This is a genomic window from Afipia felis ATCC 53690, assembly GCF_000314735.2.
GTDB classification, from domain to species: domain Bacteria; phylum Pseudomonadota; class Alphaproteobacteria; order Rhizobiales; family Xanthobacteraceae; genus Afipia; species Afipia felis.
Genome location: NZ_KB375270.1, coordinates 1,005,251 through 1,019,138, shown reverse-complemented (window position 1 = coordinate 1,019,138; position 13,888 = coordinate 1,005,251). Strand labels below are relative to the sequence as shown.

Below are 13,888 nucleotides of genomic sequence, written 5' to 3'. Positions count from 1 at the left end.
GTGCGCGTTTCGTTGTGAATGAAAGACGAAGAACCACGATGCGTCCTGAAGTCGAACGCCTTGTCGAAGAGATTAAGCAGTCAGTCGGGCTGCTGAGGAGGCATCTTTGACGTCGATGCCGCAACCGCGCGTCTCGCCGAACTGAACAACCTCGCCGAAGACCCCAATCTCTGGAACGATCCGCAGAAGGCCCAGAAGCTGATGCAGGAGCGGACCTCTCTCGAGGGCCAGCTCACCGGCATCGGCAAGGTCGAGCGCGAACTCGAGGATCAGGTCGGTATGATCGAACTCGGCGAAGCCGAGAACGATGAAACCGTTGTGACCGAGGCCGAGAACGCGCTCAAGGCGCTGAAGAAGGATGTTGCGCGTCAGGAGCTTGAAGCGCTGCTCTCCGGCGAGGCCGACAGGTTCGACACCTATCTCGAAGTTCATGCGGGCGCGGGCGGCACCGAGAGCCAGGACTGGGCTTCGATGTTGCTACGCATGTACACGCGCTGGGCCGAGCGGAAGGGTTTCAAGATCGAATATCTCGAAGAAACCCAGGGCGAAGAAGCGGGCATCAAGTCCGCGACGATCCAGATCAGTGGCCACAACGCCTATGGCTGGCTCAAGACCGAAGCCGGGGTGCATCGCCTCGTGCGCATTTCGCCGTACGATTCGAACGCGCGGCGGCACACGTCGTTTTCGAGCATCGCGATTTTTCCGGTCGTCGATAATTCGATCAAGATCGACATCAACGAGTCCGATGTGCGCGTTGACACCATGCGTTCGGGCGGTGCGGGCGGCCAGCACGTCAACAAGACCGAATCCGCGGTGCGCCTCACGCATATTCCGACCGGCGTCGCAGTGGTCTGTCAGGCCGGGCGTTCGCAGCACAAGAACCGCGCGCAGGCGTGGGACATGCTGCGCGCGCGGTTGTACGAGATCGAGCTGAAGCGTCGCGAGGAGCAGGCTGCCGCCGATCAAGCCGCCAAGACCGACATCGGCTGGGGTCATCAGATCCGCTCTTACGTGCTGCAGCCGTATCAGATGGTAAAGGACCTGCGCACCGGCGTGCAGACATCCGACACGTCAGGCGTGCTCGACGGCGATCTCGACGAGTTCATGGCCGCGACATTGGCGCAGAAGGCTTTCGGCACCGCGCCCGGCCAGATCGAGGACGTGGACTGATTTTTCTTTGTAAGGAGCTGCGATGAATGCACAAGGCAAACTAATCGTTCGCAGCTTCTCGGTTTCCTTCGATGGCTATGGTGCTGGCCCCGATCAGAGCCTCGACACTCCGCTCGGCGTTGGCGGGTTTGGCCTGCATCAATGGGCCATGGGCACGCGCACATTCCAGAAAAAGGTCTTTGGGAAGGACGGCGGCGCAACCGGCCCTGACGACGATTTGGCCGCGATGGGCTTTGAGAATCTCGGCGCGTGGATCATGGGGCGCAACATGTTCGGCCCGGTTCGCGGCGCTTGGCCGGATGAGTCCTGGAAAGGTTGGTGGGGCGAGGAGCCGCCTTATCACTGTCCGGTTTTTGTCCTGACCCACCACGCGCGCGCGCCAATCACGATGAGGGGCGGCACTGTCTTTCATTTCGTAACGGACGGGATCGAGGCGGCCCTTGACCGTGCGCGACAGGCTGCCGGCAGCAAGGACATTCGGGTCGGCGGCGGCGTCGCAACGATCCGTGAATATCTTCGCGCAGGGCTGATCGACGATTTGCACATCGCGATGTCGCCGGTTCTCCTGGGGCGCGGTGAGGCTCTTTTTGAAGGTATTGATCTTTCTGTGCTCGGCTACACGGTCCGCGAGCATGTCGCGACACCGAGTGCGATGCATCTGCGATTTCATCGCAAGGATTGAACAGGCAAGTAAGACTCAGCCCTGAGCGAAACGTGTACCGGCACGCAGGAAACGCTGCGGATCGACGGCTTCGCCGTTGATCCGCGTCTCATAGTGCAGATGCGGACCGGTTGAGCGGCCGGTCGAGCCGACTTCGCCGACCACTGCGCCGGTTTTCACGATATCGCCGACCTTGACGTCGATTTGCGACATATGCCCGTAACGGGTCGCAAGTCCGTTGCCGTGATCGATTTCGACCATACGCCCGTAGCCGCCCGCCCAGCCGGCGGACGTGACCCTGCCGTCGGCGGTGGCGCGCACCGGGTCGCCGGTCGAGGCGCGGAAGTCGAGGCCGGTGTGCATCGCCGGCCGTCCCAAGAATGGGTCGTTGCGGACGCCGAAGCCGGAGGACAGTTCAATCTCACCGACCACCGGCTTGCGATAGGGTACCATCGCGAGCGTGCGGTTGAGCTTGTCGACCTGCGCGCGGCTCAATGCGACGCGGTAGAGTTGTTTGTCAAAGGGGCTGGCGCTCGCCGCCGGAGCGCGTACCGGAACATAGGGGCCGCCGACATGGCCTCGCGGCGTCGCGGCCTCGAGCTTCGCCATGTTCAGCCCGAGATCGGAGATCAGGCCGCGCACGCGCTGCAGTCGCGTGTCGTAACGGTTTTCGGCCGCGTTCAGGCTTGCGATCTGCCGGTTCTCGATCTTGTCGAGAGAGGACTCCAGACGTGCCAGCACCTTGTTTGATTCATGTTTGGCCGCCATGCGGCTGTGCGACGTGCCGAAAATCGAAGGTCGCACGCCGAGGCGTGCTTCGCGATCGGCTGGTGTGGTCTCGACGGGCGCGATGTCGTTGATCGGGGAGGGCTTCGGCGCGCCACGCGGCGTATGCGAGGGCCGGATCGAACCGGTCGGCGCATTGTCCGGCAGGCCCATCAGCGCATTGGTGCGAGATTCGAGCGTGGACTGGCGGCGCAGGATCTGTGAAAGTTTCTGATCGTAGTCTTCCTGGTCGAGCAACTGACGGCTCGTCGTACGATCGATGCGGGAGCGAAGCTCTGCGATGCGATCTTCATAGGCGTATTGCATCTCGGCTTGCCGGGCGATCAGACGCGTCAGCACATCGTCGCGAAAGGCAAAATAGGTTGCGGTCGCTGCCGACCACGCGCCCATCAGGATGATCGAGCCCGTGATGATCCAGAACACGACCGGCCCGACGCGGACCTGCTTGCCGTGATGGACGAGGGCGTAGCTATGGGGGTTGGATCGCGGCTGCGGGGTGTTTCGGGCCGGTGATGAGGGCGGACGGCGGGGCATTTGGCGCCCGTCATCATGCGGATGGTGGTGGGGCGTGTAGGCGTGTTGACGGTAGGGCGGCGACATCGGAACTCCTGAGCCGGCCAAACAAGCGGCGCGGCTGCCGGAGACGATCTGACACCGTCATGGTTAATATTCAGGAAAACACCCCGCGAATGGCGTCGAGCACTGCTTCGGCATGGCCCGCGACTTTGACGTTCCGCCAGATCCGGACAATTTTGCCTTTTGGATCGATCCAAACCGTTGTGCGAAGAATTCCGTCGAAGGTCCTTCCCATAAAGGTTTTTTCGCCCCACACGCCGTAAGCCTCGAGCATGGCGTGCGTCTCGTCCGAGGCGAGGGCGATGCTGAGCGCGTGCTTCTTGCGGAAGCGCTGCAGGGCGGCCTGCGGATCGGCGGAGACGCCGAGAATCGCGGTGTCGGCCGCCTCGAAGCGGGAGGCGAGGCGGGTGAAGTCGGCGGCCTCCAGCGTGCAGCCGGGTGTATCCGCGCGCGGATAGAAATACAGGACGAGGTTGCGCCCGGCGAAGTCCTTCAGCGAGACGCTGCTGCCGTCGTCGCGAGACAGCCGGAAGGTTGGTGCTGCCATGCCTTCGGCGAGAGCATGGGTCTTGCCGGCAGCTTTCTCCGCCGCTGGCGTCTTATTCAGGGGGATCTTGTTCAGTGGCGTCTTGGCCCGCGGCGAAACAGCCTTCGTTCCGCCCGCTTTCGGGACGGCTTTCCGGGGTGACTTCTTGGACGCCTTCGCGGAGACCTTCTTGGAGGTTTTCTTGTTGGTTTTCCTTGCCATACGCCTTCCTTTCGTCGCTTTCAGCCCGTCAATTGACCCTGCCTGACGCTGCGGCAGTGAGGGGTCTGCCGGAATCGCCTGCTGGGCATTTGCCAGCCTTGGGATTTACCGGCCTTGGGATACACTGACGCGGGATTCGCCACGCCCGCTGTTGGACGGGATATATAACAGACGGGATTTGTCGCATGCCGCGTTCTGAGCCCTTTTTTCCGGCGATCAGAACCTGCACCGCTGCCGATCAACGCTCAACGCCAACGTGAGGCAATGCAGGACTCGAAGCCTCAGAAAGCGTCGCGACCTCAGACCAGCCATTGGGATGCTCCCGAGTGGGAGGATGAGCGCTGCCATCAGGCACGCCGTCTGCTGAAGCGCCGCCGCGTCGGCCTGCATCGCCTGACCGCGCCGTTCACAAGGCTCACGCATCGGATTCTGGATACCGTCTGGCTGCGCCGGACCCTCGCCACTTTTGGTGTTCTCGCCGTCATCTTCGGTGTCGGCTTTTTCGGATTGTGGCTGCGTCTCGGTGCGGGGCCGATCAATCTTGACGTCGTCACCCCGTGGCTTGCTTCCGCCATCGAGCAGAACCTCGGGCGCGACCACACCGTCGAGGTCGGCGGCACTCAGATCGAACGCGCAGGGCGGATCAGAGTCGCGGTACGCCTGCGTGACATCGTGGTGCGCGACCATAACAAGGCAATCGTCGCGAGCGCGCCGAAAGCGGAAGTCCGCCTGTCCGGCATGGCGCTTCTGTTCGGCACGCTGCGTGCAGAGACGCTGCGACTCGTCGATGCCGAATTGTCGGTGCGGATTACGCCGGACGGCGAAGTGATCGTTTCGACCGCGGGCACCACGCAGCCGCTCGCCACGGGCAAGGTGCCGACGAAACCGTTGGTGATCGCGCCGCCAGACTATCCGCAGACACCGGTTGCGTCGGGACAACAGCCGTCAGCGGTTCCGGCGTCCGCGCCCGGCCTGCTTGCCGTGATGAACTGGCTCGACACGCTCGGCTCCAGGGGGCTCGACGGTCAGAGTCTGAACGAGATCGGTTTGCGCAACGGCTCGCTGCTGGTCGACGACCAGCAGAGCAAGACGAAATTTTCCTTCGACAATATCAGCCTTAGCCTGAGGCGGCCGTCTGCGGGCGGCGTCGTTATGACCGTGGGCGAGGAAGGCGCTGACGCCTGGTCGCTGCGCGTCGGCGTCGGCGCGCCAGCGAACGGCGTGCGCCCCGTCGAACTCGTCGCCAACAAGGTGCCGACCAAGAACTTGATCCTCGCCGCGCGGCTGAAGGACTTCACCTACACCACCGATGGCATGTTGCTGAGCGGCGAGATCAAGGGCGAGGTCGGTCGCGACGGCTTGCCGACCTATCTCGGCGGCGTCCTGTCCATCGGCAGGGGCAGCATCATCGATCGCGCCACGCCGGACTATCCGATGGCGATCGATCACATCGAGGCGCGGCTCGATTGGGATGCAGGGAGGCGCGTCATGGTCGCGCCGTTCCAGATTGCATCGGGCAGCAATCGCGTGACATCGCTCGCGCATCTCGAAGCTCCCAACGGACGCACGCCGAACTGGCAGCTCGGCCTGTCTGGCGGAACGATCCTGCTCGCCGGTCCCAAAGGCGAAAATCCGGTCATCTTCAATCGCATTGCGGTGCGGTTGCGGTTCGATACCGAACATCGCCGGATCGTCATGACCCAGTGCGATATCAGCAACGGGGATGTCGGAGTTGCGGGCTCAGGCGCGGTCGATTACTCGGTACCGGCGGCACAGGTCCAACTCGGTCTTGCCACCACGGCGATGCCTGCGTCGACGCTGAAGAACATCTGGCCGATCCTGATCGCCCCGGAAGTGCGCGAATGGTTGATCGATCGCGTTAACAGCGGCACGCTGCAGCATCTCGATATCGCGGTGAATGCGCCGATCCATACGCTTGCGCGTGGCGGTCCGCCGATTCCGGATGAGGGTCTGTCGGTCGATTTCTCGGCGTCAGGCGTAGAACTGCACCCGCTGGACGAAATGCCTGTGGTCCACAACGCTGATATGAAAGGCCATGTTAGCGGCAGGACGGTGAAGGTCACAATCGGTCAGGGCGGCGTCGATACGCCGGCTGGGCGCAAGCTCACGATCTCCGATGTCCTGTTCCAGGTTCCTGATCTGGTGCCGAAGCCCGCGCCCGCCAGCGTGCGATTCCGCATCGACGGACCGGTGCCGGCTGCCGCCGAAATCCTGCAATCGGACCGGCTAAAAGACGTGAGCGGGAACATGATCGATCCCGCCACCAGCAAGGGTAATGTCGCGGCGGTCATCACGCTGAACATGCCGCTGAAGACCGCGCTGACCAAGGAAGACACCAAATATTCCGTCAACGTCGATCTCGGCGCCATCTCGATCGACAAGCTCGCGATGAACCAGAAGCTGGAAGCCAATGCGCTCAAGCTCGTTGCCGACAATCAGGGGTATCGCGTCAAGGGCGACGTGAAGATCGCGGGTCAGCCAGCTTCGATCGATTATCACAAGGATGCCGACGGCGATGCGGACATCCGTCTCGCGGCGACGCTGGACGACAACGCGCGTGCCAAGCTCGGGGTCGACCTCGGACCGAGTGTCTCTGGCGCGATCCCGGTGAAGATCAGCGGCAAGATCGGTGGCGACGACAGCAAGCTCGGCGTAGAGGCGGATCTTACGCCCGCCAAGATCGACAACATCCTGCCGGGCTGGACCAAACTCGCCGGTAAGGCAGGCCGTATCACTTTCAACGTGGTTCACAAGCCGCAAGGCACGCGCTTCGAGGATGTCGTCATCGACGGCAGCGGGACATCGATCAAGGGGACCGTCGAAGTTGATCAGAATAATGATCTGGTCAGCGCGGTATTTCCGACGTTCTCACCGTCCGAAGGCGACAAGGCTTCGCTCAGGGCGGAGCGGACGAGCGACGGCTCGCTCAAGGTCACGCTGCGTGGCGACGTGTTCGACGGACGCGGGTTCATCAAGAGCGCACTGTCCGGCAGCACGAAGAGCAACGCCGGCAAGTCGGCGGTCAAGCTCGACAATTTTGATGTCGATGCCAAGCTTGGTGCGATTGCAGGTTATTATGGCGAAGCGCTTCGCAGCGTCGATCTCAAGCTATCGCGGCGTGCCGGCACGATCCGTGCTTTTTCGCTGTCCGGAAAACTGGGGCGGGACACGCCGGTGACCGGTAGCCTGCGCTCGCGCGGGCGGGGAGGCCGCGATTTGCTGTTCGTCGAAACACACGATGCGGGAGCGCTCTTCCGTTTCACCGACACCTATTCGAAGATGGTCGGCGGCGAGATGTGGGTGGCGATGGATACGCCGACGGCTGATGATACGCCGCAGGAGGGACTCCTCAACGTCACCGATTTCACTGTCAAGGGAGAGGCGGCGCTGGACCGCGTGGTCAACAATGGCGGCAACGTCAATCCGAAGGGCATTGCCTTCACGCGCATGCGCACCGAATTCACCCGCCAGACCGGCCAGCTTCGGATCAAGGACGGCGTGGTGCGCGGGCCTGCCGTCGGCGCGACCATTGAGGGTGACATCGATTATACATCCAATCAGGTGCGGATGAGCGGCACCTTCGTGCCGATGTACGGGCTCAACAACATGTTCGGGCAGATTCCGATTGTGGGCCTGGTGCTCGGCGGCGGCAGCAACGAGGGACTAATCGGCGTGACCTATGAAGTCGTCGGCACGCCGGGCGCGCCCGTGCTGCGCGTCAATCCGATCTCGGCGATGGCGCCGGGCGTGCTGCGCAAGATTTTCGACTTCAACACCGGCAAGCAGCAAAGCCTGCCGCCGGATTTCCAGTCCATGCAGTAAACGGCACGAAGTCCGTCAGACCGGCTTCAGCAGAACGTGTCGTTTTTTTCCGAGTGAGAGTTTGATAACGCCTTGTGGCGTTAAATGTTGCGTAGGATTCAGCTTCATCATGATGCTGGTGACAGTCTCGTCATTGACTTTGATACCCCGCCCTTCAATGTGTCTTCGAGCTTCGCCAGTCGATTTTGCGAGTCCGGCTAGTTGAACGGCAATAAGAATGGGCAGGCCTTCTGGTCCGAAGAAAAAATCGCGGCCGTCTTTTCGCATTTCTATTGTCGGCAGGCTCTCGGCGATCGTGCCTTCCTCGAATGTGCGCCGCGCGGTTTCGGCCGCTTCCTCGGCGGCCTCGCGGCCATGCACCACGGCGGTCGCTTCGGTCGCGAGGATTTTCTTCGCTTCGTTGATCTCCGCGCCGCCGAGCGCTTCGAGCTTTGCGATCTCGTCGAGCGGCAGACGCGTGAACACCTTGAGGAAGCGGCCAACATCGGCGTCCTCGGTGTTGCGGAAGTACTGCCAGAAGTCGTACGGGCTGAACACGTCGCCGTTGAGCCAGACCGCGCCCTTCGCGGTCTTACCCATCTTCGCGCCGGACGAGGTGGTGAGCAGCGGCGTGGTGAGCGCGTAAAGCTGCGGTCCGCCCATGCGGTGGCTGAGATCGACGCCGTTGATGATGTTGCCCCACTGGTCGGAGCCGCCCATCTGCAGGATGCAACCGTAGCGGCGGTTAATCTCGACGAAATCGTAGCCCTGCATGATCATGTAGTTGAATTCGAGGAACGACAGCGATTGTTCGCGGTCGAGCCGCAACTTCACGCTATCGAAAGAGAGCATGCGGTTGACCGAGAAGTAGCGTCCGACGTCGCGCAGGAACGAGACGTAGTTCAGCTTCAGCAGCCATTCGGCATTGTTGATCATCAGGGCATCGGTCGGGCCGTCGCCGTAGCGCAGGATGCGCCCGAAGATTTTCTTGATGCCTTCGATGTTGGACGCGATTGTGGCCTCGTCGAGCATCTTGCGCTGCTCGTCGCGGAAGGAGGGATCGCCCACCATGGAGGTGCCGCCGCCCATCAGTGTGATCGGGCGGTGCCCGGTCTGCTGCAGCCAATAGAGCATCGTGACCGAAATCAGGTTGCCGATATGCAGACTGGTCGCCGTCGCGTCATAGCCGACATAGGCTGTGATAGGCCCCTTGGCGCAGGCATCGTCCAGCGCGGCGGGGTCGGAAATCTGATGGATCAGTCCGCGCTGTTCCAGCACATTGAGGAAATCGGACTTGTAGGCGGTCATGCGGGACTCTTTGGCAGTTTAGCGATTTTTAGAGGCTCAGTGGTGTATCAGGTCCGGCATCCAATTCAACCGGAGGGGCGGCATGCGTAACGCGATAGGCCTGATGAGCGGCACCTCGCTCGACGGGGTGGATATCGCGTGGCTGCGGACCGACGGCGAGCAGATCGAATCCTTCGGGCCGACGGGATACCGGCCCTATAGCGAGGAGGAGCGGGTACTGCTGCACAAGGCGCTCGACGCCGCACCGCAGATCGCGCGGCTCGAGGAGCGCCCGGCCGAGGTTGCAGCCGCCGAAAATCTCATCACGCGCGCACATGCCGAGGCGGTGGAATCGTTTCTCGCGGCAAACCAGATCGATCGCGCCACGGTCGATGTCGTCGGCTTTCACGGCCAGACCGTTCTGCATCGGCCGCACGACCGGCTGACGGTCCAGATCGGCGAAGGCGAAAGGCTTGCGAAGGCGCTGGGATTGCCTGTGGTGTACGATCTCCGCGCCGCTGATGTCGCCGCTGGCGGGCAGGGCGCGCCGCTGGTGCCGGTCTATCATCGCGCTCTGGTGCGGCTCGCCGATTGCGCGACGCCCGCCTGCATCGTCAATATCGGCGGCGTCGCCAACATTACCTATATCGACGGCGAGACGCTGATCGCCTGCGACACCGGACCCGGCAATGCGCTGCTGGACGATTATCTGATGCGGCACATCGGGAAAGCGATGGACCGCGGCGGCGCGATCGCCGCGCAAGGCGAACCGGATTCCGACTGGATAGCACAAGCGCTCGACCATCCGTTCTTCGACAGGCCCGCGCCGAAATCGCTCGACCGCAACGATTTTGCGTCCTTCGCTGTCGACGGCATGACGCTCGAGGATGGTGCCGCGACGCTCACCGCTTTTACTGTGGCATCGATCGCGCGGATCGTGGATCAGTTACCGAACCAGCCAGCGAGCTGGATCGTGGTTGGCGGTGGTGCCAACAATCCGACATTGATGCAGATGCTGTCCGAGCGATTGGCGCCGATGCCGGTTGTGACGGGCCACGATCTCGGCTGGCAGGGTGACGCCATCGAGGCGCAGGCGTTCGCCTATCTCGCAGTGCGTAGTCTCAAGGGATTGCCGCTGACTTATCCCGGCACCACGGGCGTCAGCGCGCCGCTGAGCGGCGGCGTGCTGGCGCGTCCGTAAGTGTGAGTCTCAGCGCACGTTGGCGAGGCGCATATCCAGATAGGACGTGATCGATTCCATCAGCGGTTCGAGCCGGTCCTGGAAGAAGTGATTGGCGCCTGGGATGACCTGCTGGTCGATCACGATGCCCTTCTGCGTCTTGAGCTTCTCGACCAGCGTGTTGACGTCCTTCGCGGGCGCGACGATGTCCTTGTCGCCGTGAACGATGAGACCCGATGACGGGCAGGGCGCGAGGAAGGAGAAGTCGTAGCGGTTCGGCTCCGGCGCAATCGAGATGAAGCCCTCGACCTCCGGACGGCGCATCAAAAGCTGCATGCCGATCCATGCGCCGAATGAGAATCCGGCGACCCAGCAGGCGCGCGCCTCGGGATTGATCGTCTGTGCCCAGTCGAGCGCTGCCGCCGCATCAGACAATTCCCCGGTGCCGTGGTCGAACGAGCCCTGGCTGCGGCCGACGCCGCGAAAATTGAAGCGCAGCACAGAAAAGCCACGAGCAACGAATGAATAATACACCTGATAAACGATCGGGTGATTCATGTTACCCTGGAATTGCGGATGCGGATGCAACACCATCGCAATCGGGGCGTTCTTCTGCTTCGCGGGGTGATAGCGTCCTTCAAGACGGCCGGCGGGGCCGGTGAAAATAACTTCAGGCATCGTGGTCCTTAAAGAATATGCTCGTTCAACGCCGTGCCCGCCAAACCTGTGTCGCAGCCAAATGTCAGAATGCTGCCACGCCAAGGAAGGGCGCCCGAATACGAGGCCGACTTCTAACATGGGTGGCAGGTGAAAAAGCAAGCATATTGCGCCGCGAATTACCGCAACAGGCCAGAAAACCACGACAGTGCAATGAGTTGATGTGATGGTTGGTGCGATCGGGCGGCAAATGGCAAAAACACGTGTCTATCTCGACTGGAACGCCACTGCGCCGATGCGCTCGCAGGCCAAGGCGGTGATGCTGCAGGCCATGGATCTGCAGGGGAACCCGTCCTCAGTTCACGCGGAAGGCCGGGCCGCGCGGAAAATCATCGAAGATGCCCGCGCCAACATTGCCAAGGCACTTGGCGCACGCAGTGCTGATGTGGTTTTCACCTCCGGTGGAACCGAGGCCAATGCGCTCGCACTCACGCCTGGATTGCGCCGTAACGGCGATGTAGCGACGCGGTTGATTGTCTCCGCGATCGAGCATTCCTCCGTACGATCCGGCGGCCGTTTCCCGGTTGAGAATGTGCATACCGCCCCAGTGACACCCTCCGGCGTTGTGGACGTTGGGCGGTTGCAGTCCCTCCTTGAGAAAGGTGAACCGGCACTGGTCTCGGTGATGCTCGCCAATAACGAGACGGGAGCGATCCAGCCGATCGCGGAAATAGCGGAACTCGTCCATGCCGCCCACGGCATCCTGCACGTCGATGCAGTCCAGGGATTTGGAAAAATTGATATTGATATCAATTTGTTGGGCGCTGATCTTCTATCAATTTCTGCGCACAAGATTGGTGGCCCCAAGGGCACTGGTGCTTTGATCCTGACCGAACGCCTTGCCGGTTTTGAGCCGCTGGTCTCCGCCGGAGGTCAGGAGAAGGGCCGTAGGGGCGGAACCGAAAACCTCCCCGGGATTGCTGCGTTTGGAGCCGCCGTGGCCGCGTATCTCGATGCGGGTGCGGCTGCAACAGCGCGAATGCAAAAGCTTCGGGCCAAGCTCGAGTCGGGCCTCCGCTCGGTAACGCCTGAAATCACGATCTTTTCCAGCGATGTTCCACGACTGCCAAACACCACCTTATTCTCAGCGCCTGGCATGAAGGCGGAAACCGCCGTGATTGCCTTCGATCTGGAAGGGATGGCAGTGTCATCCGGCTCGGCCTGTTCCTCCGGAAAAGTCCATGCCTCGCCCGTGCTGACGGCGATGGGAGTTGATCCCATTAAGGCTCAGGGAGCCGTGCGTTTGAGTCTGGGCTGGGACACCACAGAGGCGGAGGTTCAATACCTTCTGGAGGCTTGGATATCCCTCTCAAACGTACTAGTTAAAGGGTCGGATGCCGTCGCTTGAACCGTTCTAAAAAATAGACGATAACAAGAACGTCCGACATCCAAAGTTGGCCCACTGCGGTCCTTGAAACCGCGAGCGGAGAAGTCAAATGCCAGCCGTCCAGGAGACGGTCGATCGGGTTCGCCAGATCGACGTCGATCAATACCGTTATGGGTTTGAGACCCAGATTGAATCGGAAAAGGCCGCCCGCGGCCTGACTGAAGACACCGTCCGGTTCATTTCCGCCAAGAAGAACGAGCCCGCCTGGATGCTGGAATGGCGTCTGGAGGCGTTTCGCCGTTGGCTCACCATGCAGGAGCCGACCTGGGCGCGCGTCGAGTATCCGAAGATCGACTATCAGGATCTCTACTATTACGCCGCGCCGAAAAAGAAGAAGGAGATCTCTTCTCTCGACGAGATCGATCCCGAAATTCTCAAGACCTACGAGAAGCTCGGCATCCCGCTGCGCGAAGTCGAAGTGCTCGAAGGCGTCGTCCGCAAGGACGAGGACGGTAACGATGTGAGCGAGCGCCGCGTCGCTGTCGACGCCGTGTTCGATTCCGTGTCGGTCGCCACTACATTCCAGGCAGAGTTGAAGAAGGCCGGCGTGATCTTCATGCCGATCTCGGAAGCGATCCGCGAACACCCCGAACTGGTGAAGAAGTATCTCGGCTCGGTCGTGCCGACTTCGGACAACTTCTTCGCCACGCTGAACTCGGCCGTGTTCTCCGACGGCTCGTTCGTCTACATCCCGCCGGGCGTGCGTTGCCCGATGGAATTGTCGACCTATTTCCGCATCAACGAGCGCAACACCGGCCAGTTCGAGCGCACGCTCATCATCGCCGACAAGGGTGCTTACGTCAGCTACCTCGAAGGCTGCACCGCGCCACAGCGCGACGAGAACCAGTTGCACGCCGCCGTCGTTGAACTCGTTGCTCACGACGACGCCGAGATCAAATACTCGACGGTGCAGAACTGGTATCCGGGCAATTCGGAAGGCAAGGGTGGCATCTATAATTTCGTCACCAAGCGTGGTGACTGCCGCGGCAAGAATTCCAAGATTTCGTGGACGCAGGTGGAAACCGGCTCCGCGATCACCTGGAAATATCCGAGCTGCATCCTGCGCGGCGACAACTCGCGCGGCGAGTTCTACTCGATCGCGATCTCGAACGGCTTCCAGCAGGTCGATTCCGGCACCAAGATGATTCATCTCGGCAAGAACACCACGAGCCGGATCATCTCCAAGGGCATCGCGGCCGGCGTGTCGCAGAACACCTATCGCGGCCTCGTCACCGCGCACCGCAAGGCGACCGGCGCGCGCAACTTTACCGCCTGTGACTCGCTTTTGATCGGTGACAAATGCGGTGCGCACACTGTGCCGTATATTGAGGCCAAGAACTCATCGACCCAGTTCGAACACGAAGCGACTACCTCGAAGATTTCCGAAGACATGCTGTTCTATTGTGTGCAGCGCGGTCTTTCGCAGGAGGAGGCGGTTGCGCTCGTCGTCAACGGGTTCGTGCGTGACGTGCTGCAGCAACTGCCGATGGAATTCGCAGTTGAGGCGCAGAAGCTGATCTCGATTTCGCTGGAAGGAAGTGTGGGATAGCCGTG

General features: G+C 61.6%; 10 protein-coding genes. 6 read left to right on the top strand and 4 right to left on the bottom strand.

The window, feature by feature from the left end; all coding sequences use genetic code 11:
- Positions 1–38 precede the first annotated feature (38 nt).
- Together prfB and HMPREF9697_RS04885 are read left to right on the top strand one after the other, a co-directional pair.
- Positions 39–1,170 (top strand): peptide chain release factor 2 gene (gene prfB, locus HMPREF9697_RS04890; protein WP_115622221.1). Its coding sequence is split into 2 segments (ribosomal slippage): positions 39–107 and positions 109–1,170, totalling 1,131 coding nucleotides; the frame shifts between segments, so codons are not numbered across the junction.
- 22 nt (positions 1,171–1,192) lie between these two features.
- Positions 1,193–1,852 (top strand): dihydrofolate reductase family protein, encoded by a 660-nt coding sequence (locus tag HMPREF9697_RS04885; protein WP_002716051.1) that lies wholly within the window; start codon positions 1,193–1,195, stop codon positions 1,850–1,852.
- 15 nt (positions 1,853–1,867) lie between these two features.
- Here the strand turns inward: HMPREF9697_RS04885 and HMPREF9697_RS04880 are convergent, their stop codons facing one another.
- Both HMPREF9697_RS04880 and bcp read right to left on the bottom strand, forming a co-directional pair.
- Entirely contained in the window at positions 1,868–3,217 is a 1,350-nt protein-coding gene (locus HMPREF9697_RS04880; protein ID WP_002716050.1) for a M23 family metallopeptidase, read from the bottom strand.
- A gap of 70 nt (positions 3,218–3,287) precedes the next feature.
- Positions 3,288–3,941 (bottom strand): thioredoxin-dependent thiol peroxidase, encoded by a 654-nt coding sequence (gene bcp, locus HMPREF9697_RS04875; protein ID WP_002716049.1) that lies wholly within the window; start codon positions 3,939–3,941, stop codon positions 3,288–3,290.
- A 264-nt stretch (positions 3,942–4,205) separates the two neighbouring features.
- On the opposite strand from bcp, the gene HMPREF9697_RS04870 reads away from it, so the two are divergent.
- Positions 4,206–7,784, top strand: coding sequence for a YhdP family protein (locus HMPREF9697_RS04870; RefSeq protein ID WP_002716048.1), 3,579 nt, complete (start codon positions 4,206–4,208; stop codon positions 7,782–7,784).
- Positions 7,785–7,799: 15 nt separating this feature from the next.
- On the opposite strand, the gene tyrS is transcribed toward HMPREF9697_RS04870, so the two are convergent.
- Positions 7,800–9,071, bottom strand: coding sequence for a tyrosine--tRNA ligase (gene tyrS / locus HMPREF9697_RS04865; protein ID WP_002716047.1), 1,272 nt, complete (start codon positions 9,069–9,071; stop codon positions 7,800–7,802).
- An 82-nt stretch (positions 9,072–9,153) separates the two neighbouring features.
- Between tyrS and HMPREF9697_RS04860 the strand changes: the two genes are divergently transcribed.
- Positions 9,154–10,251, top strand: coding sequence for an anhydro-N-acetylmuramic acid kinase (locus HMPREF9697_RS04860; protein WP_002716046.1), 1,098 nt, complete (start codon positions 9,154–9,156; stop codon positions 10,249–10,251).
- A 9-nt stretch (positions 10,252–10,260) separates the two neighbouring features.
- Here the strand turns inward: HMPREF9697_RS04860 and HMPREF9697_RS04855 are convergent, their stop codons facing one another.
- A complete protein-coding gene (locus tag HMPREF9697_RS04855; RefSeq protein ID WP_002716045.1) occupies positions 10,261–10,908 on the bottom strand; it encodes an alpha/beta hydrolase in 648 nt (215 codons plus the stop codon).
- Positions 10,909–11,113: 205 nt separating this feature from the next.
- Here HMPREF9697_RS04855 and HMPREF9697_RS04850 point away from each other — a divergent pair, with 205 nt between their 5' ends.
- Both HMPREF9697_RS04850 and sufB read left to right on the top strand, forming a co-directional pair.
- The gene (locus HMPREF9697_RS04850) at positions 11,114–12,295 is read left to right on the top strand and encodes a cysteine desulfurase family protein (protein WP_002716044.1); all 1,182 of its coding nucleotides are present in this window, start codon (positions 11,114–11,116) and stop codon (positions 12,293–12,295) included.
- Between the two features lie 88 nt (positions 12,296–12,383).
- Positions 12,384–13,883 (top strand): Fe-S cluster assembly protein SufB, encoded by a 1,500-nt coding sequence (gene sufB, locus HMPREF9697_RS04845; RefSeq protein WP_002716043.1) that lies wholly within the window; start codon positions 12,384–12,386, stop codon positions 13,881–13,883.
- Positions 13,884–13,888 lie beyond the last annotated feature (5 nt).